General features: G+C 66.2%; 19 protein-coding genes. 15 read left to right on the plus strand and 4 right to left on the minus strand.

Features of this window, described 5'->3' with window-relative positions; genetic code table 11:
* Positions 1-31: 31 nt before the first annotated feature.
* Positions 32-1,363: a dihydroorotase gene (locus ACE3TH_RS09315; RefSeq protein ID WP_374599473.1), complete on the plus strand. Its 1,332-nt coding sequence runs from the start codon at positions 32-34 to the stop codon at positions 1,361-1,363.
* 6 nt (positions 1,364-1,369) lie between these two features.
* Here ACE3TH_RS09315 and ACE3TH_RS09320 read toward each other — a convergent pair whose 3' ends face one another.
* Complete coding sequence (locus ACE3TH_RS09320; RefSeq protein WP_374599475.1) at positions 1,370-1,747, minus strand: HesB/IscA family protein; 378 nt, start codon at positions 1,745-1,747, stop codon at positions 1,370-1,372.
* A 65-nt stretch (positions 1,748-1,812) separates the two neighbouring features.
* On the opposite strand from ACE3TH_RS09320, the gene ACE3TH_RS09325 reads away from it, so the two are divergent.
* The 14 genes from ACE3TH_RS09325 (at position 1,813) to ACE3TH_RS09390 (ending at position 19,583) form a co-directional block, all read left to right on the plus strand.
* Entirely contained in the window at positions 1,813-2,988 is a 1,176-nt protein-coding gene (locus ACE3TH_RS09325; protein WP_374599477.1) for a deoxyguanosinetriphosphate triphosphohydrolase, read from the plus strand.
* 73 nt (positions 2,989-3,061) lie between these two features.
* Positions 3,062-3,841: an SPOR domain-containing protein gene (locus ACE3TH_RS09330; protein WP_374599478.1), complete on the plus strand. Its 780-nt coding sequence runs from the start codon at positions 3,062-3,064 to the stop codon at positions 3,839-3,841.
* 5 nt (positions 3,842-3,846) lie between these two features.
* Positions 3,847-4,893, plus strand: a complete 1,047-nt coding sequence (gene nagZ / locus ACE3TH_RS09335) for a beta-N-acetylhexosaminidase (RefSeq protein ID WP_374599479.1) — start codon at positions 3,847-3,849, stop codon at positions 4,891-4,893.
* A gap of 3 nt (positions 4,894-4,896) precedes the next feature.
* The gene (locus tag ACE3TH_RS09340) at positions 4,897-5,718 is read left to right on the plus strand and encodes a ScpA family protein (protein ID WP_374599480.1); all 822 of its coding nucleotides are present in this window, start codon (positions 4,897-4,899) and stop codon (positions 5,716-5,718) included.
* Positions 5,715-6,374 (plus strand): SMC-Scp complex subunit ScpB, encoded by a 660-nt coding sequence (gene scpB / locus ACE3TH_RS09345; protein ID WP_374599481.1) that lies wholly within the window; start codon positions 5,715-5,717, stop codon positions 6,372-6,374. The genes ACE3TH_RS09340 and scpB overlap by 4 nt, the downstream gene beginning before the upstream one ends.
* A 49-nt stretch (positions 6,375-6,423) precedes the next feature.
* The gene (gene murC, locus ACE3TH_RS09350) at positions 6,424-7,863 is read left to right on the plus strand and encodes a UDP-N-acetylmuramate--L-alanine ligase (protein ID WP_374599482.1); all 1,440 of its coding nucleotides are present in this window, start codon (positions 6,424-6,426) and stop codon (positions 7,861-7,863) included.
* A 212-nt stretch (positions 7,864-8,075) separates the two neighbouring features.
* A complete protein-coding gene (gene murB, locus ACE3TH_RS09355; RefSeq protein ID WP_374599483.1) occupies positions 8,076-8,996 on the plus strand; it encodes a UDP-N-acetylmuramate dehydrogenase in 921 nt (306 codons plus the stop codon).
* Positions 8,997-9,008: 12 nt separating this feature from the next.
* On the plus strand, positions 9,009-9,944 hold the full coding sequence (locus tag ACE3TH_RS09360; RefSeq protein WP_374599484.1) for a D-alanine--D-alanine ligase: 936 nt from the start codon (positions 9,009-9,011) through the stop codon (positions 9,942-9,944).
* A complete protein-coding gene (locus ACE3TH_RS09365; RefSeq protein WP_374599485.1) occupies positions 9,932-10,819 on the plus strand; it encodes a cell division protein FtsQ/DivIB in 888 nt (295 codons plus the stop codon). The genes ACE3TH_RS09360 and ACE3TH_RS09365 overlap by 13 nt, the downstream gene beginning before the upstream one ends.
* 21 nt (positions 10,820-10,840) lie before the next feature.
* Entirely contained in the window at positions 10,841-12,166 is a 1,326-nt protein-coding gene (gene ftsA / locus ACE3TH_RS09370; protein WP_292175487.1) for a cell division protein FtsA, read from the plus strand.
* A gap of 211 nt (positions 12,167-12,377) precedes the next feature.
* Complete coding sequence (locus tag ACE3TH_RS09375; RefSeq protein WP_374599486.1) at positions 12,378-15,770, plus strand: TonB-dependent receptor domain-containing protein; 3,393 nt, start codon at positions 12,378-12,380, stop codon at positions 15,768-15,770.
* A gap of 249 nt (positions 15,771-16,019) precedes the next feature.
* Complete coding sequence (gene ftsZ / locus ACE3TH_RS09380) at positions 16,020-17,573, plus strand: cell division protein FtsZ (RefSeq protein ID WP_374599487.1); 1,554 nt, start codon at positions 16,020-16,022, stop codon at positions 17,571-17,573.
* Between the two features lie 175 nt (positions 17,574-17,748).
* Positions 17,749-18,675, plus strand: coding sequence for a UDP-3-O-acyl-N-acetylglucosamine deacetylase (gene lpxC, locus ACE3TH_RS09385; protein ID WP_374599488.1), 927 nt, complete (start codon positions 17,749-17,751; stop codon positions 18,673-18,675).
* 5 nt (positions 18,676-18,680) lie between these two features.
* A complete protein-coding gene (locus ACE3TH_RS09390; protein WP_374599489.1) occupies positions 18,681-19,583 on the plus strand; it encodes an alpha/beta hydrolase in 903 nt (300 codons plus the stop codon).
* On the opposite strand, the gene pgeF is transcribed toward ACE3TH_RS09390, so the two are convergent.
* From pgeF to lgt, 3 genes are read right to left on the minus strand one after another with little or no spacing between them, the layout of a single operon-like run.
* On the minus strand, positions 19,584-20,366 hold the full coding sequence (gene pgeF, locus ACE3TH_RS09395) for a peptidoglycan editing factor PgeF (RefSeq protein WP_374599490.1): 783 nt from the start codon (positions 20,364-20,366) through the stop codon (positions 19,584-19,586).
* Positions 20,363-21,448 carry a class I SAM-dependent methyltransferase gene (locus ACE3TH_RS09400; RefSeq protein ID WP_374599491.1) on the minus strand — a complete coding sequence of 362 codons (1,086 nt, stop codon included), beginning with the start codon at positions 21,446-21,448 and terminating at the stop codon, positions 20,363-20,365. Before ACE3TH_RS09400 ends, pgeF begins: the two co-directional genes overlap by 4 nt.
* A 3-nt stretch (positions 21,449-21,451) precedes the next feature.
* Entirely contained in the window at positions 21,452-22,351 is a 900-nt protein-coding gene (gene lgt / locus ACE3TH_RS09405) for a prolipoprotein diacylglyceryl transferase (protein ID WP_374599492.1), read from the minus strand.
* Between the last annotated feature and the right edge of the window lie 137 nt (positions 22,352-22,488).

The raw sequence follows: 22,488 nt of genomic DNA on the forward strand, positions 1-22,488 counted from the left end.
CGTCTTCGCCCGCTGCCAGGACCCCTTTGCCATGACCCAGAGCTACGACCTGATCGTCCGGGGCGGCGAGGTCGCCAATCATGCCGGGCGTGGCCTGGCCGACGTCGGCGTACGTGACGGCCGCATCGCCTTCATCGGCGACCTGTCCCAGGCTTCGGCGGGAGAGGTGGTCGACGCCGCCGGCCTGACCGTCCTGCCCGGCGTCATCGACACCCAGGTCCACTTCCGCGAGCCGGGACTGGAGTGGAAGGAAGACCTCGAAACCGGCTCGCGCGCCGCGGCCCTGGGTGGTGTCGTCGCCGTGTTCGAAATGCCGAACACCAATCCCAACACCACAGATCCCGCGACGCTGGAAGACAAGCTGGCCCGCGCCCGCGACCGGATGTGGACCGACCACGCCTTCTACATCGGCGGCACCCACGGCAATGCGGCGTATCTGGGCGAGCTGGAGCGGCTGCCCGGCTGCTGCGGGGTCAAGGTCTTCATGGGGGCCTCGACCGGCGACCTGCTGATCGCCGATGACGACGGCGTGCGCGAGGTGCTGTCCAATGTCAGCCGCCGCGCCACCTTCCATTCCGAGGACGAATACCGCCTGGCCGAGCGCCGCGGCCTGGCCCGCCCCGGCGACTGGACCAGCCACACCGATGTCCGCGACGCCGAAAGCGCCATCATGTCCACCCGCCGCCTGGTCCGCCTGGCGCGCGAGGTCGGCCGCCGCATCCACGTCCTGCACGTCTCCACCGCAGAGGAGATTGCCTTCCTCGCCGACCACCGCGACGTCGCCACCGTCGAGGTGACGCCCCAGCACCTGACCCTGGATGGCGACGAGGCCTATGAGCGGCTGAAGGGCTATGCCCAGATGAACCCCCCAATCCGCAATGCCCCGCACATCGCGGGCCTGTGGCACGGCATTCAGCAGGGGGTGGTGGACGTGCTGGGCTCCGACCACGCGCCACATACCATCGAGGAAAAGGCCAAGCCTTATCCGGCCTCGCCCTCCGGCATGCCCGGCGTCCAGACCCTGGTGCCCGTCATGCTGACGCATGTGGCGAACGGAAAGCTGTCGCTGGAGCGGTTCATCGACCTGACTTCCACAGGTGCCCAGCGCGTCTTCGGCACCGCCAACAAGGGCCGCATGGCCGAAGGCTATGACGCCGACCTGACGATCGTCGATTTGAAGGCAAAGCACACGATCCGGCACGAAGACATGGCCAGCCGCTGCGGCTGGACCCCCTTCGACGGCTTCGAGGCCACCGGCAAGGCCGTCGCCACCATCGTGCGCGGCCGCGTGGTCATGAAGGACGGCGAACTGATCGGCGAGGCGCACGGCCGGCCTGTGCGGTTCATGGAAACCCTGGCCTGAAGGCCTTCAGATCGAGAAGCTGACCCCGCAGCCGCAGCTGGAGGCCGCGTTCGGATTGCGGATCACGAACTGCGCGCCGGCCAGTTCGTCCACCCAGGCGATCTCCGATCCCTTGAGGAAGGGCAGGGACACGGCATCGACCAAAGCGGTCTGGCCGTCATGGGAAATGCGGATATCGTCGGCCTCAGCGGCCTGAACCAGATCCAACCGATACTGGAACCCCGAACAGCCGCCGCCGTCGACCGCGACGCGCAGCATGACCGGATGGCCCTCGACCTCGCCCAGTTTCGCCAGCCGTTTGGCCGCGCTGTCGGACAGCGACAGGCCGTGCCCGCCGGTGGCCGGGGTAATCTGGAACGGGGCGGGAGATTGGACGCTGGTCACGGCCCTCTATATGAGGCGCGGACGGGCGACCGCAACGGTCGGCCCCATCGAATGAGCCGCCATCCGTGTCTTTCGAACGCGCCCCCTATGCCGAATACCCCGAACACAGCCGGGGTCGCCTGACGCACGAGCCCATCAGCCGCACGCGTAACGCCTATGCGCGCGACCGCGACCGCATCATCCACGCCACCGCCTTCCGTCGCCTGAAGGAAAAGACTCAGGTCTTCGTCGCCCATGAGGGGGACCACTATCGCACCCGCCTGACCCACAGTCTGGAGGTCGCCCAGATGGCCCGCTCTCTGGCCCATGCCCTGCGGCTGGACACCGATCTGGCCGAGACCGTGGCCCTGGCCCATGACCTGGGTCATCCGCCGTTCGGCCATGCGGGCGAGGACGAGCTGCAGGCCCAGATGCTGCCTTGGGGCGGTTTCGATCACAACGTCCAGACCTTCCGCGTCGTGACGGAACTTGAGGAACGCTATCCCCAGTTCGAGGGCCTGAACCTCAGCTGGGAAACCATCGAGGGCGTCATCAAGCACAATGGCCCGGTCAGTCACATGCTGGCCGAACCCGCGTGGAAGGCCGTCGCCGACTATGCCCCGCGCTGGGACCTGCGTCTGGGCACCTTCGCCTCGCTGGAGGCCCAGGCCGCAGCCATCGCCGACGACATCGCCTACAACAACCACGATGTGGACGACGGGGTTCAGGCGGGCCTGTTCTCCCTCGACGACCTGGCCCAGGTGCCCCTGATCGGGCCGATCCTGCATCAGACCCGCCGCGACTGGCCCGATATCGACGAGCGGATGATCCGCATCGAGGCTGTGCGTCGCATGATCGGGGCCATGGTCGAGGATGTCCTGGCCGAAACCGAAGCCCGCATCGAGGCCGCCGGTATCCGCTCGACCGAGGATGTGCGCACCGCTGACCGCACCCTGGTGGCCTTCTCGCCACGGATGCTGGCCGATCTGGGGGTGCTGCGCCAGTTCCTGTACCAACGGATGTACCGCCACTACCGGGTCAACCGCACCCGCAGCCAGGCCCGGCGGATACTCGCCGAGATGTTCCAGCTGTTCATGGCCGAACCCGAAACCATGCCGCCTGAATGGTCGGTCAAGGCCGTGGGCGTGGACGAGGCGCGCCGGGCCCGCGCGGTCTGCGACTATATCGCGGGCATGACCGACCGCTACGCCATCGAGGAACACAAGAAGCTGTTCAGCCTCGACCTCGCCCTCGATCTGTGATTCCTGGCTGAGGGGCGGCTAGACTGATCACCCGCGCGTGCGATTCGCGTGGGCACTCTCGAAGGCGCGACCGATGTCACACGAAGATCCCTACCGTCCGAACACGGGCCGCGACCGCGGGGCCTATACGCCGCCGACCGACGACGACCTGCCCTTCGACCGCCAGAGCTATGACCCGCGTCGTCCGCGCGGGGGCGGCAACGGCGGTGGTGGCGGCGGCAAAGCCCCGCCCGTGACCCTGATCGTCAGCGCCCTGGTGCTGCTGGCCCTGATCGTCGGCGTCATCGTTCTGTACAACATGGGCGGCCTGCAACAGTCCGAGGATGCGCCTCCCGCCGTCGGCACCGTCGTCGGCGAGATGAAGACCGCACCGCCCATCGACGCCCAACCCGTTGATCCGGCCGCCGGCATCGACGTCTATGACAATTCCGAGGCCGTGCCGACCACGCCCCCGACCTTCACCGCCCCGCCGGAAGAGGTGCAACCCCGTCCCGAACCTCGTCCGCTGGACACCGCCCCACCGGTGGTCCGTCCGGCGCCTTCCACCCCGCCCGCGACCCGCCCAGCTACGCCGCCCGCCGAAACCCGGCCTTCGACGCCCGCCGCCACCGGCGGCGGCGCCAGCGTCCAGATCGGTGCCTTCTCCACGCCCGGCATCGCAGAGACCCAGTACAATGCCGTCGTCGGCCGCTACTCCCGCTTCACCCAGGGCGGCTCGCGTCGCATCCAGGAGGTCCAGTCCTCCAGCGGCTCGACCCTGTATCGCACCAGCGTGGCGGGCCTCAGCCGCGAACAGGCCACCGGCCTGTGCAATGCGATCAAGGCCTCGGGCGGCGACTGCATCGTGCGCTGACCCCGGTGACCAGCGCCGCCATATACGGCTGTAGCGGCCATCGCCTGACGGAAGAGGAGCGGGCCTTCTTCGCCGAGGTCCGGCCCTGGGGCTTCATCCTGTTCCGGCGCAACATCGACAGCCCGGATCAGGTTCGTGCCCTGACCGCCGATCTGCGCGACAGCGTCGGCTGGGACGCCCCCATCCTGATCGATCAGGAGGGCGGCCGGGTCCAGCGCATGGGTCCGCCGCACTGGCCCAAATATCCGCCGGGCAATGCCTATCTGAAGGCGACCAACGACCCGCTGGCCGCGCGCGAGCTGGTCCGGCTGGGCGCACGGCTGATGGCGCACGATCTGAGGGCCGTCGGCATCACCATCGACTGCGTACCCGTGCTGGATGTTCCGGTGCCGGGGGCTCACGACATCATCGGCGACCGCGCCTATGCGACCGATCCCGCCACCGTGGCCCAGCTGGGCCGCGCCGCTGCGGAAGGGTTGATGGCGGGCGGTGTCCTGCCGGTCATCAAGCACATGCCGGGCCACGGCCGGGCCTTTGCCGACAGTCACAAGGAGCTGCCGACGGTCCACGCCGACCTCGACACCCTGGACGCTTGGGACTTCGCACCGTTCAGGACGCTGTCGGACATGCCGATCGCGATGACGGCTCACATCGTCTTCACCGCCATCGACGAAAAGCGTCCCGCAACCCAGTCGAAGAAGGCCATCAAGCTGATCCGGCAACATCTGGGCTTCAACGGCCTGCTGTTGTCCGACGATCTGGTCATGAACGCCCTGTCCGGCACCCTGACCGAGCGGGCCGAGGCCTCGCTGAAGGCCGGCTGCGATCTCGTCATCCACTGGAACGGCGACCTGGCAGAGATGCGTCAGGTGGCCGAGGGCACCTGCAAGCTGAAGGGCGGGGCCAGGCGCCGTGCCGAGGCCGCCCTGGCCCGCATCGTCCACACGCCCGAGCCGCTGGATGAGTTCGAGGCCCGCGCCCGTTTCGACGCCATGCTGGCCGGAAAGCTGGATGCGGCGCGCGGACCGGCCGTCGGCGAGGCGCAGGCCTAGGTCATGACCGAAGCCTTCCAGCCCAATCTGGACTTCACCGCCGTCGAACAGGTCGATGCGCGCGAGGCCTTCGTGGTCGATCTAGAAGGCTATGAGGGTCCCCTTCATGTCCTACTGGCGCTCGCCCGCACACAGAAAGTCGATCTGCTGAAGCTGTCGATTACCCGCTTAGCCGAACAGTATCTGGCCTTCGTCCATGAGGCGCGGCGCCGGAACTTCGCCCTCGCGGCCGACTACCTCGTGATGGCCTCCTGGCTGGCCTATCTGAAGTCCCGCCTGCTTTTGCCCCGCACCGAAAAGGGCAAGGGCGAGGAACCGCCCGCTGAAGAAATGGCCGCCGCCCTCGCGTTCCGCCTGCAAAAGCTGGAGGCCATGCGCCGCGCGGTCGAGGCGATCACCAGCCGACCCCAGCTGAAGCGCGACGTCTTTACACGCGGCGATCCGGAGGCCACCGTCATCGTCCCGTCCGACCGCATCGACGCCAGCCTGTACGAACTCATGGCCGCCTATGTCACCCAGCGGCGGCGCGAGGAGCAGCGCCGCTACAATCCCGGCCAGCGCGTCGAGGCCTTCGGCCTGGAGGCCGCACGCGACTGGCTGCGTGATATCCTGCCCCGCATGGACCAGTGGACGCCGCTGGACCGCGTCGCGCCCGAACGCACCGACACCGACGGCCCCTCCCAGGCCAGCTTTACCGCCTCCACCCTCTCGGCCAGTCTGGAACTGGTCAAGGAGGGGGCGATGGACGTGAAGCAGGCGACGGCCTTTGCCGAGGTCTATCTGAAGCGGCGGGGGCAGGGGATGCCGCTGGAACTGACGCCATGATCCAGTTCGCGCCCGACGATACCGAGATTGAACGCCGCGTCGAGGCCCTGCTGTTTGCCGCCTCCGGGCCCCTGTCCGCCGCCGAGATCGCCCGCCGCCTGCCCGAGGGGGCCGACGTCGGTGGGGCCATTTCGGCACTGCGCGACCGCTATCAGGGCCGGGGGGTCGAGCTGGAATGCGTCGCGGACCGCTGGCGCTTCCGCACCGCCGCCGACCTGTCCTTCATGATGACCGAAGAGCGTGAGGAGCCGCGTCGTCTGTCAAAGGCCGCGCTCGAGACCCTGGCCATCATCGCCTATCACCAGCCCTGCACCCGCGCCGAGATCGAAAGCGTGCGCGGCGTCTCCCTGTCGCGCGGCACCCTAGACCTGCTGCTGGAGATGGGCTTCGTCAAGCTGAAGGGGCGCAGGCGCACGCCTGGTCGCCCCGTCACCTATGCGACCGCCGACCGCTTCCTGGAGCATTTCGGCCTGTCCAACCTCTACGACCTGCCCGGCGTGCAGGAGATGAAGGCCGCCGGCCTGCTGGACCTGTCCATTCCTGTCGGCTTCGAGGTTCCCGACCCGTCCCGCGCCTCCGACGGCGACGACGAGCCCCTTCTGCCCGGCGACGAGGACAGCCCCGAGTTCGCCCAGGACTTCGTGGCGGAGGATTAGGGGATAAGGAGTACCTTGCGCCGCTGCCCCCGTTTGCTAATCCGCTGGGATGATCGCTCGCCTTCGACCCGTCCCCTTCAATCTCGGCCCGGTGCATTTCGTCGGTATCGGCGGCATCGGCATGAGCGGCATCGCCGAGATCATGCTCAAGATCGGCTATTCGGTTCAGGGCTCGGACGCCAAGGCATCCGCCAATACCGAACGGCTGGAAAAGCTGGGTGCCCGCATCTTCATCGGCCATGACGCGGCCCATCTGGGCGAGGGCGTTTCGGCCGTGGTCTATTCCACCGCGGTTCAGCCGACAAATCCGGAAATGGTCGAGGCGCGCGCCCGCCGCATCCCCCTGGTCCGTCGGGCCGAGATGCTGGCCGAGCTGATGCGGCTGCAATTCTCCATCGCGGTGGGCGGCACCCACGGCAAGACCACGACGACCTCCATGGTCGCGGCCCTGCTGGACGCGGGCGGTCTAGATCCGACCATCGTCAACGGCGGCATCATCAATGCCTATGGGACCAACGCCAAGGTCGGGGACGGCGACTGGATCGTGGTCGAGGCGGACGAGAGCGACGGCAGCTTCCTGCGCCTGAAATCCACCGTGGCCATAGTCACCAATATCGACCCCGAACACCTCGATCACTACGGCGACTTCGACGGGGTGCGAAAGGCCTTCGTCGACTTCGTCGAGAACATCCCCTTCTACGGCTTCGCCGCCGTCTGTCTGGATCATCCGGAGGTCCAGCGTCTGGTCGCGGCCATCGATAACCGCCGCCTGGTCACCTATGGCCTGAACCCGCAGGCCATGGTCCGGGCCGACAACATCGACATGGGCCCCGACGGCTGCCGCTTCGACGTGGTCTTCAAGGGCGCGGGCACAGAGGCGGACGAAACGCGTATCGAGGGCCTGCACCTGCCCATGGCCGGGGGCCACAATGTCGCCAATGCCCTGGCGGCAATAGCCGTCGCCCGCGAACTGGACGTGGACGACGCCGCCATCAAGGCCGGTCTGGTCGGTTTCGGCGGGGTCAAGCGGCGCTTCACCACCACCGGCGTCGTCAAGGGCGTGCGCATCGTCGACGACTATGGCCACCACCCGGTCGAGATCGCCGCCGTCCTCAAGGCCGCCCGCCAGGTGGCCCAGAACGCCGAGGGCCACGGCCGCGTCATCGCCGTGGTCCAGCCGCACCGCTACACCCGCCTGCGCGACCTGATGGAGGAGTTCTCGACCTGCTTCTCCGACGCCGACGCCGTCATCGTGGCCGACGTCTATGCGGCGGGCGAGGAGCCTCTGGACGGCATCGACAAACACGCCCTGGTCGAAGGCATCCGCCGCTTCGGCCACCGCTCGGTCCAGGCCTTGGACGGCGTGGAGGCGCTGGCCACTGTCGTCGCCGGCGAGGCCAGGCCGGGCGACCTGGTCGTCCTGCTGGGTGCCGGCGACATCACCCAGTGGGCCTATGCCCTGCCGGGGCAGTTGGAGCATTCATCGTGACACCCTCTCCCAGCGGGAGAGGGCTTGAGCGCACGACGGCCTTGCCGTCGTTCTTGCGCGAAAGGGTGAGGGGTTACTGTTTGAAATCGGCAAGGCCGCGTCACCTGTCTAATCTGCGGCTTACGCCGAAGGGCGCAGCCGACCCTCATCCGACGGGGCTCCGCCCCGCCACCTTCTCCCAATGGGAGAAGGACAGCATCAGCGAGGCCTGAATGACCTGGCGTAACCATCTCCCCTCCGTCCGCGGCAAGCTGCTGCTCGACGAACCTCTCGCTCCCTTCACTTGGTTCCGCGTGGGCGGAAGCGCCGATGTCCTGTTCATCCCGGCTGATGAGGAAGACCTCAGCCAGTTCTTGCGCGAGCTTGGCGGGGAAGTACCGATCACCGTCTTGGGGGTTGGCTCCAACGTCATCGTCCGAGATGGTGGGGTTGAAGGCGTTGTCATTCGGCTCGCCGGTCGCGCCTTTGCAGAAGTTCATATTGAGCCCGAAGACCAGCAAGTGATGGCGGGGGCTGGTGCGCTCGATGCCATGGTTGCCAGATCTTCTGCCAAGGCGGGTCTCGCTGGGTTGGAGTTCTATGCGGGCATTCCTGGCACGATTGGGGGTGCCATAACGATGAATGCGGGCTGTTATGGGTCTGAAACCAAGGATGTTCTGGTTAGCGCGTGGGGTTTTGATCTGACCGGGGAGATGCGGGTCTTTGAGCTTGAAGATTTTGGCTACACCTACAGGCACAGCCAAGTTCCAGAGGGCCAGATCATCTGGATGCAAGGCGTTTTCCAAGGCACGCCCGATGCGCCCGACGCCGTCGCCGCCCGCATCGCCGAGATCACGAGCCGCCGCGAGCAGACCCAGCCGATCCGCGAAAAGACCGGCGGCTCAACCTTCAAGAACCCGCCCGGCCATTCCAGCTGGAAATTGGTCGACGAGGCGGGCTGGCGCGGCAAGCTGCATCGCGAAACCGGCGGCGGGGCCATGTTCAGCGAGCTCCACTCCAACTTCATGATCAATCCAGGCGACGCGACGGCGGCGGATATCGAAGGATTGGGAGAAACCGTCCGCGCGGATGTGAAAAGTAAACTCGGCGTAAACCTTGATTGGGAGATCAAGAGGATCGGCCGCCCGCTCTGAGTTCATCGCCCCATGACCCGCCCCCTCGCTGATCTGCACGTCGCCGTCCTGATGGGCGGATTGTCGTCCGAGCGCGAGGTGTCGCTGTCGTCCGGCAAGGGTTGCGCCGACGCCCTCGAAGGCCAGGTGGCGCGGGTCAGCTGCATCGACGCGAGCCGCGATCTGGCCCAGGTCCTGACCACGCTTAAACCCGACGTCGTCTTCAACGCCCTGCATGGCGAATGGGGCGAGGACGGCTGCGTCCAGGGCATTCTGGAGACGCTGCAGATCCCCTACACCCACTCTGGCGTGCTCTCGTCGGCTCTGGCGATGGACAAGGACAAGTCCAAGGCCGTGCTGCGGGCCGCGGGCGTCGTCGTGCCGGGCGGCGGCCTGTTCGACCGGTTCGCCGTGGCGTCTGGCCACGTGATCCCGCCGCCCTATGTCATCAAGCCGAATGCCGAGGGCTCGTCCGTCGGCGTCTATCTAGTGCGGGCAGGCGAGGGGCCCTGTGCCGCTCCCGCCGCCGACGACTGGACCTATGGCGACCTGGTCATGGTCGAGCCCTTTATCGCGGGGGCCGAACTGGCCGTCACCGTCATCGGCGAGGCGACCGGCCCACGCGCCCTGACCGTCACCGACATCACCCCGACCAAGGGCTTCTACGACTACGAAGCCAAGTACGCTCCGGGCGGATCGCGCCACGTCCTGCCGGCCCGGCTGCCGCCTGCGGTGTTCGAGCGCGCCCTGCGCCAGTCGGAGCTGGCCCATGTCGCCATGGGCTGTCGCGGCGTGTCGCGATCGGACTTTCGTTATGACGATATTAACGACGATCTCGTCTTGTTGGAGGTCAATACCCAGCCCGGCATGACCCCCACGTCTCTGGTTCCAGAGCAGGCGGCCCATGTCGGTATGGACTACCCAACCCTGGTCCGATGGATGGTGGAGGACGCCTCATGCCCGCGGTAGTGCGCGGCGGCCGGCGACAGAATGCCGGCCAGCCTCCGAAACGCACCGCCGCCCCGAAATCGGGCGGTCGCGGACGTGCGCCTAAAAATGCCCCCGGCGTGCCCGGCAAGATGGCCGTGCTGGGCCGGCTGGACATGTCACCGCGCGCCGTGATCATCGCCATGGTCGCCGGGGTTGTCGTCCTGGGCGGCGTTCTGGCGACCGGCGCGCGGGCCGAGCGGATCGGCAACTCCCTATCCAACGGCGTGGACGGCGCAACCGCCGCCATGGGGCTGAAGCTGGCCCAGGTCGATATTCGCGGCTCATCGCCCGAAGCCAATGCCGCCATCCGCCGGGCCATCGCCGTCACGGCTGATCAGCCCATGACCTCCCTCGACCTCGACGCCATTCGCCAGCGGGTCGAACAGGTCGGCTGGGTCAGGGAGGCGCGGGTCGTCCGCCTGCTGCCCGACCGGCTGGTGGTTCAGGTGATCGAACACGACCGCATGGCCGTCTGGCAGTCCGGTGGCCGTAACTTCGTCGTGGACGCCAAGGGTCAGGTGATCGAAGGGGCCGACGCCGGCCGCTATCCTAATCTGCCGCTGGTCGTGGGAGCCGGGGCTAATGAGACCGCGTCTGAAATTCTGCCCCTGATCGCCGAGCGTCCGCGCCTGCAGAGCCGCGTCGAGGCGATGGTGCGCGTCGACAACCGCCGCTGGAACCTGCTGCTCAAGGACGGCGGCCTGATCCAGCTGCCGGCCACAGAACAGGAAGCCGCCCTGATCCGCCTGGATGCGCTGGATCAGCGCGAGCGGCTGCTGGAGCTGGGCTTTGCCCGCATCGATCTGCGAACGCCCGAGGAGCTGGCCGTGCGCCGCTCCGACAGCGCGACCTGACAAGAACAAGAAGAGACGATCATGGCTGTGCGGACGACGGAAAAGACGATCAACGGTGCCAAGGGCGCGGCCGGGCGCGCGCCCGTCGTGGCCGCACTGGACCTGGGCCAGTCCAAAGTCGCCTGTTTCATCATGAAGCCCGAGGGCGTGCGCCATGCCGACCGCACCATCCGCGTCGCCGGGGCCGGCCACGTGCAGTCGCGCGGCGTGCGCGGCGGCGGCATCGTCAATATGGACGAAGCGGCCCAGGCTATCGGTCACGCGGTCGAACGGGCCGAGAAGGCGGCGGGCTCGCCCGTCTCCGGCGTCGTCGTCACCACCGCCATCGGCCAGATGGCCAGCCATCGGGTGCAGGCCCGCGTCTCCCTAGGCAGCAATCCCGTTGGCGACGCCGACCTGGCGCGCGCCATCGCCATGGCCCTGGCTCAGATCCGCTATCCGAACCGCAGGCCCATCCACGTTCTGCCCATCAACTGGTCGGTCGACGGGGCTAAGGGTGTGCACGATCCGCGCGCCATGCGTGGTACGTCGCTGGGCCTCGACCTGCTGGTCGTCTCCATGGCCGAGAGCGCCTTCAACGGTTTGAGCCACTGCCTGGAACTGGCGCACCTCGACCTGCAGGGCGTGGCCTCGGCACCGGTCGTGTCTTCCCTGGCCGCGCTGGAAGACGACGAAATGGACCTGGGCTGCGTCTGCATCGACATGGGGGCGGGCTCGACCACGGCAGCCGTCTGGGCTGGTCGGTCTCTGCTGCACATCGAATCCATCAATGTCGGCGGTGATCACGTCACCTCTGACATTGCCCGAGGTCTGTCGACGTCCCGCGCCGGGGCCGAGCGTCTGAAGACCCTCCACGGTTCGGCCATGGCCGCCGCTCACGAAGACCGCGAAATGCTGGAGGCCCCGCCGCGTGGCGAGGACCCCTCCGCAGGCTCCGTCGTCGTGCCGCGGGCCATGCTGAAGACCGTCATCGCCCCGCGCGTCGAGGAGACGCTGGAGCTGCTGCGCGACCGGCTAAAGGCCGCAGGCGTGCTGGAGCCCGGTGCCGGCATCGTCCTGACTGGCGGGGCTAGCCAGTTGAACGGCGTGCGGGAACTGGCCGTGCGCGTGTTCGATCGCCCGGTACGCTTGGGCAAGCCACAACGCGCGCCTCACCTGGCCGATGCCGCCTCCGGCCCGGCGTTCTGTTCGGCCGCTGGCGTTCTGCTTAGGGCCGCCTATGGCCCGCGCGAGGCCGTTTCAGCCCGTAAACTCATGTCCCGCCAGATCACGGCGGCCGACGCGCCGCGCGTTCACCAAGGCGGGATTGTGGCGCGAATGGCCGGCTGGCTGCAGAAAAACCTGTAACAGATCGGCACGCTGTGGCTGCCAAGCCCGGTTTGGTCGGGCGTATGACGGCACTGTGTCCAGATTGTAACATCTAGGGCATCGATTGGCCCCCAAGTGGACACAATCGCTTGCCGTGAACGCCGATACTGGTAAGCGTGCAAAATGAAGCGGATTGCACCGTTCGGTGGGATTCGCGTCTTGCATCCTTTATCTGGTTGGGGCCCTACACATGCTTTTGAAGCGCAAGTATCTCTTCGGCACGACGATCCTGGCGGGCGTCATGGCGGTCACGGCTCCGGCCTTCGCACAATCGGCGCCTGCCTCGCAGGATCCCGAAGCCACAGAAATTGGCGAGGTTGTCGTCACCGGTTCGCGCATCCGTCGCGACCCAACCACCGTCGCAGCGCCGATTCAGACCGTTCAGGGCACTGACCTGCTGAACACGGGTCAAGCCACTGTCATCGACTATCTGGCCACCATTCCCGCACTGTCCAACTCGCTGGTGCCGTCCGATACGACCGGCTCTGGCCTGAACGACGGCGGTCTGGAGTTCGCCAACCTGCGCTCGCTGGGATCGGGCCGTACGCTTACGCTGGTCGACGGGCGTCGCCATGTCGGTTCCTCGGCCGGTAACCTGGCTGTCGACGTTTCGACTGTCCCGCGCCTGCTGATCCAGAACATCGAGATCATCACCGGTGGTGCCTCGTCGGTTTACGGCGCTGACGCTGTTTCGGGTGTCATCAACTACACCCTGCGCAAGGACTACGAAGGCCTCGAGATCGACGCCAACTACGGTGAGCTGGTCCAGGGTGGCGATGCAGCGACCCGCCGTGTGTCGGTTCTGGGTGGTATCAACCTGCTGGACGACCGCCTGAACCTGTACGCTTTCGGTGAGTACGAAAAGGCTGACTCGGTCCGCTCGGATCAGATCGACTGGATCTCGCGCAGCCGCGTGTCGCTGGGCATCGACGCCGATCCCACCAACCGGGCCATCGGTCGTCCCACGGACGGATTCATCGACGTTGCCGAGTTCTACAACGCCCGTCGTCTGGACCGCCCGCAGTGGGGTTCCACGACCCTGGCCAACATGCAGCGCCCCAGCCCGACCACCGATCCAGACATTCCGGTCGCGGCCTGCCGTAGTTTCTCGACGTCCGGCAACTGCTTTAACGTCGACCCGGCCTACACCTACTGGTTCGAGGGCACGACCGCCCGCCTGGCCAACTTCGGGCAGCGTATCGGCAACACCGGTGCCAGCCGTCCGTGGAACATCGGCGGTGACGGTGAACTGGCCAACCTGACGGCTTTCGACGCCCTGACGCGCTTCCCCGAGCAGGAATCGCAGCGCTATCAGGTCGGTGCCAACTTCCAGGTCAACGACAACATCCGCGCTTCACTGGAGGCCAAGTTCACGACCGAAGACGCCTTCGACCAGGGCCAGTTCTCGTTCTGGGATATCTTCATCGTCGACGCTGGCCTGGGCTGCGGCGGCACGCCCTTCGGCTCGCCTGCCCGCACGTGTAACAACGGCCTGACCCCCGGCCTGATCGGCGGCACCAGCTCGTTCGCGACGCGCCTGGACAATGCCTTCCTGCCGGCCAATCTGGTCACGGCCATCCGCAACAACACCTTCATCCCCTACGCCGACCCCACGGCGGACGCTCCGGGTGCGCCTGGCGCTCCTGTCGCTGCGCCAATCGCCTTGCACCGCGGTTTCGGTATTCCGCGCCAGCAGCAGAACAACCGCGAAATCGAGCGTTACGTTGCCGCCCTGGAAGGCAGCTACGACCGGATCGGCTTCATCAACAACGCCAACTGGGGTATCTCGTATACCTATGGCGAGATGAACAATACCAACATCGAAACCGGCCCTGACGCGATCCGCTTCGGTCACGCGATGGACTCGGTCGTCGATACCGCCGGTGAAGTGAACGGCCGCCCTGGCGAAGTGGTTTGCCGGGTTCGCCTGCTGGCCGCTCGCGGCATCGCCATCCAGGAGCAGAACCCCGGAACGGCCACCCAGGTCTACACCGACCCGGCGACCAACCCGGAAATCGCTGGCTGTGTGCCTCTGAACGTCTTTGGTGCAGGCAACCAGTCGCAAGCCGGCATCGATTACATCTCGGCCTCGGTCACAGTTGAGGAAACCAACATCCAGGAAAGCGCCGTCGCCACCTTCGGTGGTGAACTGGGCGACTTCTGGGGTGCGGGTGCCATCGGCTTTGCTCTCGGCGCGGAGTATCGCCGCGAGTACACCGACGGCATCGGCCGCAACCGCTCGACCAACGGTCGCTTGCTGCAGCTGAACACCGGTCCCGACTTCTTGGGCATCGAATACGAAACCGAAGAATTCTTCGGCGAGTTGGCCATCCCGCTGTTCCGTGACAGCTGGCTGGGTGAGTTTGCTGAGCTGAGCGGTTCGTATCGCTACTTCGACTACACCACCTCGGGTACGGGCGACGTCTATGGCGTCAGCCTGGTGTATCGTCCGATCCGGGACATCACGTTCAAGACCAGCTTCAACACCGCGTTCCGCGCGCCGAACCTGACCGAGAACTTCCGTCCCAACGTCCAGACGTTCGTCAACCCGCCCTTCACCGATCCGTGCGACTCGCGCGCCATTGCCGCCTTCGCGGGTGACAACGCCGCGACGATCCGCGCCAACCGGATCGCCAACTGTACGGCTCTGGCAGCGCAGCGGGGTCTGACCTACGACTTCAGCAACGCTACCGTCACCACCGCTGACGATTATCGTCCGACCTACGGCTCTGGCATCGCCAGCGTTCTGGGCGGCAACCCGGGCCTGCGTCCCGAAACGTCGGAATCGTTCACCTTCTCGACGGTGCTGCGTCCGCGCTTCATCCCGAACTTCAGCCTGGTGCTCGACTACTACGAGATCACCATCGATGACGTCATCACCACGCCCAGCGGCCAGCAGATCGCCGAGCAGTGCGTGAACGGTGCCCAGCTCGACGCCCTGGCCTGTAGCCTGGTACGCCGCAACAACCCGAACAACGATGCGGATCCGTTCAACGTCTTCAAGATCGGTGGCCCTGTCGGCGATCCGCTGGGTGGCTTCACCCTGCAGACCCTGAACTTCGCCAAGCTGGAAACCCGCGGTCTGGACATCACGGCCAGCTACAGCATCGACACAGAAGAAATGTTCGGTGTGAACCTCGGTCAGATCGGCTATCAGCTGGGTGCCCTGTGGCTGATCGAACAGAAGCAGTTCACCAGCCTGACGAACCCGAACGAGTTCACGGATCTGGCAACGGGCGTCTTCTATCCGCGCTTCGAAGGAACCTCGCGCCTGACCTGGTCGCCGAACGACAAGTTCAGCATCAGCTGGCAGGCCGATTTCATGGTCGCTCAGGATCTCAACAAGATCCGGAACGTCGTGGCCTCGGGCAACCTCGATCAGTCGCCGACCGACTGGTACGACACGGGCAACTTCGTCCGTCACGACGTGAACGTTCGTTACGACGTGACCGAACAGCTCCAGCTGCGGGCCGGCGTGACCAACCTGACGGATGTCGAGCCGCCCATGTACCTCGGCTTCGCTTCGACCTTTGATCCCTACGGTCGTCGCTTCTTCGTGGGTCTGAATTACAAGGTGTTCTAAGAAACATCGCTTCCAAGAGGCACGGAAAGGGCGGCTCGCAAGGGCCGCCCTTTTTCATTTGGTTGTGGATTGACCTCTCTAAACTGCGGCCAAGGTTAACGAATTCCGTGGCATGCGTGCCGACTCAAGCTATCCGGTAACCTTCTCTTAAGCAGTTTGGGCGCTTCCTTAACGCGCTCATAACCAATGCGAATCGGCGGGGATTTCGCATCGGAACTGCAGGGCAGGGTCGGATAGGGTCTATAGAATATGTCTCTCTCGCTGGTACGTCCGCAAAGCGCGGATCTGAAACCCCGGATCGTCGTCTTCGGCGTGGGTGGCGCAGGCGGCAATGCCGTCAACAATATGATCGATGCCGGCCTTGAGGGGGTCGAGTTCGTTGTCGCCAACACCGACGCGCAACACCTCAGCTTCGCCAAGACCGACCGCCGGGTTCAGCTGGGCGAGACGATCACGCAGGGCCTGGGTGCTGGTGCCCACCCGGAAGTCGGCATGAACGCCGCGGAGGAGAGCGCCGAGGAAATCTACGGGCACCTTGAAGGCGCCCATATGGTCTTCATCACCGCCGGCATGGGCGGCGGTACCGGCACTGGCGCGGCTCCCGTCATCGCCAAGTGTGCGCGCGACCGCGGCATCCTGACCGTCGGCGTCGTGACCAAACCCTTCACCTTCGAAGGCCGTCACCGCATGCGGCTGGCCGATGCGGGCATCGCCGAGCTGCAACGCTACGTCGACACCCTGATCGTCATTCCGAACCAGAACCTGTTCCGCGTCGCCAATGAGCGCACGACCTTTGCCGACGCCTTCGGCATGGCCGACCAGGTGCTGCACTCGGGCGTCCGCTCGATCACCGACCTGATGATCCTGCCGGGTCTGATCAACCTGGACTTCGCCGACGTCCGCGCTGTCATGTCCGAGATGGGCAAGGCGATGATGGGCACGGGCGAGGCTTCGGGCGATGATCGCGCCCTGATGGCGGCCCAAAACGCCATCGCCAACCCTCTGCTGGACGAAACCAGCCTGAAGGGGGCCAAGGCCGTTCTGGTCAACATCACCGGCGGCATGGACATGACCCTGCTGGAAGTCGACGAGGCCGCCAACGCCATCGCCGGCGAGGTCGATTCCGACGCCAACATTATCTTCGGTGCCGCTTTCGATCCGGCCCTCGACGGCAAGATCCGCGTCTCGGTCGTCGCCACCGGCATGGAAGACCTGGCCGTGGCCAAGGCCCCGCCGACGACGAGCTCCTCGATCATCGACAGCCGCCGTTCGACCCCGACCTATGCGCCCCGTGCCGCCGAGCCCGTCCGCAGCGAGCCGGTTCGCTCCGAGCCGGTCCGGTCCGAGGCCGCGCCCGTCGTACCGACCTTCCAGACGACCCCGTCTTATCAGGCCCCGACCTATCAAGCGCCGGCCCCGGAGCCGGTTCGCGAGCCGGTGATCCACGTCGCCGAAGAGCGCAAGCTGGAGCCGATCGTTGATCCGTGGGTCGAAGAGTACGAAAGCGCTCCGCGCACGGCAGCGGAAGCTCCGGCCCCACAAGGCGACCTGTACACGGATCGGGGATATCAGCAGCCCGCCTCTCAGACGCGCGACGAGCAACCCGCGTATGACGACTATGACGATCGCGACCATCGCAAGAGCGGTTGGAGCCTGTTCGGGCGTGGCAAGCGTCAGCCGCAGCCCCAACAGTCGAACTACGCCCCACAGATGCGGCCGACCAGCTCGGCCCAGCCCGCGCCGGAGCCGGAGGCCCAGGACGACCTGGAGATACCGTCTTTTTTGCGCCGTCTGGCCAACTAGGCCAGCGCAAGGATTGATCGACCGCCTCGGCCAAAGAGCCGGGGCGGTTTTTCTTTGGCCCTTGGCGTCTTTGGCGCTGTGCGACGGTTGCAGACCGAAACAATCCGAAACCGGACTTTGATTTCGCTCTTGCGAAAGGTTGGCTACATCGCTCCTCAGGCGAAATCCGCTAACCATGTCGCCAGTTGGAAAGAGACTGTCTGTGCCCACCCGTTTCGACCACCGCCAGAGGACGACCGTCGCGCCCGCGATCATCGCCGGCGTGGGCGTGCACACGGGTGACCGTGTTCGCCTGGCTGTGCGCCCGGCGGCCGAGGGCACCGGCATCGTCTTCGTGCGTACAGACATCACCGATCGCGACAATCGCATCCTTGTTTCTGGTGAGGCCGTGGTCGATGCCCGCCTGAACACCATGATCGAGAATGCGGCGGGTGTTCGCCTGTCGACCATCGAGCATCTGATGGCGGCGTTCGCGGCCCTGGGTATCTCCAACGCCGTGGTCGAGGTCGATGGCCCGGAGCTGCCGATCCTGGACGGCTCGGCCCTGCCGTTCGTACAACTTCTGGACCGCGCCGGCTTCCGCCGCCAGTCGGCCCCCGTGCGCTACATCGAAATCCTGGAGCCGATCCGGGTTCAGGACGGCGACAAGTCCGCCAGCCTGCTGCCCTGCGATCGCTATGAGATGCGGTTCGAGATCGACTTTCCGACTCCCGTCATCGGCAATCAGGTCGTGGACTTCGTGGTGGACGAGGACACCTTCCGCGCCGAGATCATGGCGGCCCGCACCTTCGGCTTCGCTCATGAGGTCGAGGCCCTGCGTCGCGCTGGTCTGGCCCGCGGCGGCAGCCTTGAGAACGCCGTGGTCATCGACGGCGATCAGATCCTGAACCCCGGCGGCCTGCGCATGGAGCGCGAGTTCGTCCGGCACAAGGCATTGGACGCCATCGGCGATCTGTATGTCCTGGGTGCGCCTCTGCTGGGCCGGTATGAAGGCGTCAAGGCGGGTCACGCCATCAACAACCTGCTGGTCCGCGAGCTGCTGGCCAATCCTCAGGCCTGGCGCGAAGTCACCCGCGTGCCTGAACTTGCGATGGCGGGCTGAAAGACATGCGGCGCTTTGTAACGGCGCTGCTGTTTTCGCTTTTCTGCATATCGAACGCCGCCGCGCAGACGCCGGGAGAACCACGTCGGCTTGAAATACCTCGCGGTGACGGCACCACAATCGATGTCGCCGTCTGGGACCGAGGCGAGGGCGCTCCGGGCGCCATCCTCGTGCTAGGCGGCTCGGACTGTCTGAAGAACGAGTATCGCAGCTGGATGCCTCGGATCATCGACGGCGCGGCGGCGCGCTGGGTCGTCTCCGTCGACAAGGAGGCGGCGTGGGACAACCCGGACGCCTGTGATCCGGCCTATGAGGCGGCGTCGGTCGAATCCCGTCGGGCCTTGGACGTCATCCGGGCCATGACCTGGCTGAAGCGGGACCTGTCGCTGCCCCGGACTGGCGGCTTCCATCTGATCGCAACTTCGGCGGGCGGCATGCCGGCCTGCGCCGCGGCGGGCGCGACGGAAGACGTCGGGGCGCTGGCCCTGATGAGCACCGCCGGCGGCGCCTCGTTCGAGGCCGATATGCGTCAGTTGACCCGGAACGCGGGTCGGATCGGCGAAGAGATGGATCGGGTGCGTTCCGACCCCCGCCTCGGTCAGACCTGGCTGGGCGCCACCAACCCCGAGATCTGGTGGTGGTCGGCCCTGCCGCTGGACTGTTCAGGTCAGATGGAAGGCTGGCGCGGTCCGGTACTTATCCTGCACGGCTCCGAGGACCAGTCCTCGCCGGTAACCTCCGCCCGCCGCCTCGCCGAGGTGCTAAGCGGCCGGGAGGGCGTCGAGGTCGAGTATCGCGAACTGCCCGGGGCTGGACATGACTTGCTCATCGCGTCCGCCACTAAGCCCGACGGCGGAGATGGGCTGGACATCGCTCTGGGATGGCTGGGGCAGCGGACGGCTCCGTGATCAGCCCAGGCTGATCGCGCTCATCATCCGTCCAAAATCCGGCTCGCCCCTCAGAAAGGCCCGGCGGTTGGAGAAAAAGCGCGCCTCGTCTGCCCGAGTATCGTCACCGGTCCAGGCGGCCTCTCCGACACCCGCTTGCTCCAGTCGCCAAAGTACAAAGCCCGGCAGGTCGAACAATCGCTTGTCGGCTGACGCGCCCGCGACAAAGAAGCGTCCGCTGCCAGGCTGGTGGTGCTCGAACTGATCCTGATAGTCTGCCCCTACCTCATAGCTGTGCTGCGCGATACAAGGTCCGACGACGGCGACGATGCGGGATGGCTCGGCCCCCAGGGCCTGCATGGCCGACACGGTAGAATGGACGATTCCGCCCAGCGCCCCCTTCCACCCCGCGTGGGCCGCACCGACGATGCCTGCCTCAGTATCGGCCAGAAGCACGGGCGCGCAGTCGGCGGTCAGGACGGCGCAAATCGGGCCGCTTTTGGCGGTGACGACGGCATCACCCTCGGGCCGGTCGCCACGCCAGCCGACCTCGGCCACGCGGGCAACGGCGGAATGGATCTGATAACAGGCGGCCAGATCCTCGGGCGTGCCGCCCAGGTGCACGGCGATCCGGCGGCGGTTCTCCTGGACGGCGGCGGGATCATCGGACGAGCCCACACCGGTGTTGAGGCTGTCGTAGAGGCCGGTCGACACCCCGCCCTGACGTGTAAAGAAGCCGTGACGTATGCTGGCCTTGTCCAGCAATGGGTGGGTGACAGGAGCGAGCAGGGCAGCGTCGGTCATGTGTCGAACCCCGGCACGACCAGAGTGCGCGGCGAAAAGATCGCGCAGACCTTGAACAGTGTGCCCATCTGATCGTCGGCGGTCAGGCGTTCCATCTGGCGGTCGATGACGGGGGCGGCTTCGGGTCGACCCTCCTTCAGCCGGTCGGCGCGCGCCTCGATGCCAAGCAGCTTCAGGAACTCGCCCTGACCTATGCAGCCCGTGACGTCGGCCCCGGCGCGGATGGCGGCGTCCAGGACCGCTGGAAAGTCGGCCCACTGCGTAAGGTCGGTCTGGCCGGGCGTATCCAGTGGATCGACCTTCTGATGTCGCCGCAGACCTTGCAGGGTATCGCCCGCTTCGGGCCGCGACCGGCCATAGTCGATCAGCAGGGCCGCGCCTGACGCCTCTTTAACAAGGGTCGCCACATCGCGTCCGAATGCCGCCTGCTGGTCGGAGATCTCCACCGTTTGGCCCGGCTCGACCGCGAAGTCGGGTCGCTTGAACCCACCGCTGATGGCTACCAGTCCAAAGGTCAGAGCACCGTCGTCGGTGACGCCCACCCGTCGCTCGGCCCAGCCGTCCTCCGTCTTCACGAACTGTCGCGCTGGCAGACAGTCCAGCACCTCATTGGCGATCAGAATGACCGGCGCATCAGTCTCGACCTTTCCCAGATCAGAGACCCAGCGCGGATGCACGTCGCTATCGGCCAGCATCCGCGCCTGAGCGGCACGTAGCGGGGGACTGGGCTCGATCAGCACGACATCCACCGCCTGCAGAAACGCCGGGGCAAGTCGCGCAGCCCGCAGGGCATCGGCCATCAGGGTGCCGTCGCCGGGCCCGACCTCGACCAGCTTCACCCGCTCGGGCGCGCCCAGACGCTCCCACGTCTCGACCGCCCAAAGGCCGATCAGCTCGCCGAACATCTGGCTGATCATCGGGGCGGTGATGAAGTCACCCGTCGCCCCGATGGCGGGACGGGTCGCGTAGTAACCTTCCTGCGGATCGTGCAGGCAGCGGCTGACATAGTCCGCGATCGTCATTGGCCCCGTCAGGGCGATCTCGCGGGCCAGACGCTGGGCCAAGTTGGTGGCCGTCTCCATGGATCAGGCCGCGGCCTGAATCGGCGGGCGGCTCCAGGCCCTCCAGATCAGCCAGGCTCCGATCAGCATCATCGGAATGGACAGCGTCATACCCATCGTCAGACCCAGCGGCAGGTTTTCCAGCCCCGCATCCGGCTGGCGCACCGTCTCCAGCGAGGCCCGAATCAGGCCATAGCCGAACAGGAAGATGCCTGTAACGTATCCCGGCTTTTTCAGAAGCTTCCACTTGTAGACCGCCAGCGCCAGCACGCCGAACAGCACGATCCCCTCAAGCCCGGCTTCGTAGAGCTGGCTGGCGTGACGCACCACGTCGCCGGGGCCGACGATCAGACCCTCGCTGGTCACCGCCTGACAGGTGGGGCCAAAGATGTCGCGCATGCGGTCGTTGCAGAAGTTGACGCCCCACGGCACGGTCGTCTCGCGGCCGTACAGCTCGCCATTGATGAAGTTGGCCAGACGGCCGAAGCCCAGGCCGATCGGCACGACCGGCGCGACCAGATCACCGAGGCTCAGCAGCCTGATCTTGTTTCTCCAGCTAAACCACAGGATCGCCAGGCTGACCCCGATCAGCCCGCCGTGGAAGCTCATGCCACCATCCCATAGCCGGAAGAGGGCGAAGTTGTCCGGTCCGCTGACGAGCTGACCGTACAGGTGCGGCTGATAGAAGAGGGCATAGCCTAGACGCCCGCCCAAAATGATACCCAAGGTGATGTAGAGCACCAGATCGTCGACCTGCGTCGTAGTGGCCGGCGGCTGGCCCGGAGCCCAGATGGCCGCGTTCTTTGCCAGACGATTGGCATACCACCAGCCCAGGACGATGCCCGCCACATAGGCCAGGGCATACCAGCGCAAGTCCAGCGGACCGATGCTGATCAGGACCGGGTCGAAATCGGGAAAGGGCACGCGGCCTCCTTCAAGGCTGTTGTCACTCTGGCTTTAGCAAGCACCGCTGCCAGCGTCGCGGCATTTTGCACCGGGACACACTGATGCCATCGGCGGCATGGACATCAAGGTTTCGTTTACCATAACGGGCCGACCAT

Source organism: Brevundimonas sp. (assembly GCF_041919755.1).
Lineage (GTDB): Bacteria > Pseudomonadota > Alphaproteobacteria > Caulobacterales > Caulobacteraceae > Brevundimonas.

What these genes read in the sequence shown, in the direction of transcription:
- ACE3TH_RS09330 (WP_374599478.1), top strand. Translation starts at nt 3,062, where the DNA reads ATGTCACACGAAGATCCCTACCGTCCGAACACGGGCCGCGACCGCGGG.
- ftsA (WP_292175487.1), top strand. Translation starts at nt 10,841, where the DNA reads ATGGCTGTGCGGACGACGGAAAAGACGATCAACGGTGCCAAGGGCGCG.
- ACE3TH_RS09340 (WP_374599480.1), top strand. Translation starts at nt 4,897, where the DNA reads ATGACCGAAGCCTTCCAGCCCAATCTGGACTTCACCGCCGTCGAACAG.
- murB (WP_374599483.1), top strand. Translation starts at nt 8,076, where the DNA reads ATGACCTGGCGTAACCATCTCCCCTCCGTCCGCGGCAAGCTGCTGCTC.
- pgeF (WP_374599490.1), bottom strand. Translation starts at nt 20,366, where the DNA reads ATGACCGACGCTGCCCTGCTCGCTCCTGTCACCCACCCATTGCTGGAC.
- ACE3TH_RS09315 (WP_374599473.1), top strand. Translation starts at nt 32, where the DNA reads ATGACCCAGAGCTACGACCTGATCGTCCGGGGCGGCGAGGTCGCCAAT.
- ftsZ (WP_374599487.1), top strand. Translation starts at nt 16,020, where the DNA reads ATGTCTCTCTCGCTGGTACGTCCGCAAAGCGCGGATCTGAAACCCCGG.
- murC (WP_374599482.1), top strand. Translation starts at nt 6,424, where the DNA reads ATGATCGCTCGCCTTCGACCCGTCCCCTTCAATCTCGGCCCGGTGCAT.
- ACE3TH_RS09360 (WP_374599484.1), top strand. Translation starts at nt 9,009, where the DNA reads ATGACCCGCCCCCTCGCTGATCTGCACGTCGCCGTCCTGATGGGCGGA.
- ACE3TH_RS09365 (WP_374599485.1), top strand. Translation starts at nt 9,932, where the DNA reads ATGCCCGCGGTAGTGCGCGGCGGCCGGCGACAGAATGCCGGCCAGCCT.
- scpB (WP_374599481.1), top strand. Translation starts at nt 5,715, where the DNA reads ATGATCCAGTTCGCGCCCGACGATACCGAGATTGAACGCCGCGTCGAG.
- lpxC (WP_374599488.1), top strand. Translation starts at nt 17,749, where the DNA reads ATGTCGCCAGTTGGAAAGAGACTGTCTGTGCCCACCCGTTTCGACCAC.
- ACE3TH_RS09390 (WP_374599489.1), top strand. Translation starts at nt 18,681, where the DNA reads ATGCGGCGCTTTGTAACGGCGCTGCTGTTTTCGCTTTTCTGCATATCG.
- ACE3TH_RS09400 (WP_374599491.1), bottom strand. Translation starts at nt 21,448, where the DNA reads ATGGAGACGGCCACCAACTTGGCCCAGCGTCTGGCCCGCGAGATCGCC.
- ACE3TH_RS09375 (WP_374599486.1), top strand. Translation starts at nt 12,378, where the DNA reads ATGCTTTTGAAGCGCAAGTATCTCTTCGGCACGACGATCCTGGCGGGC.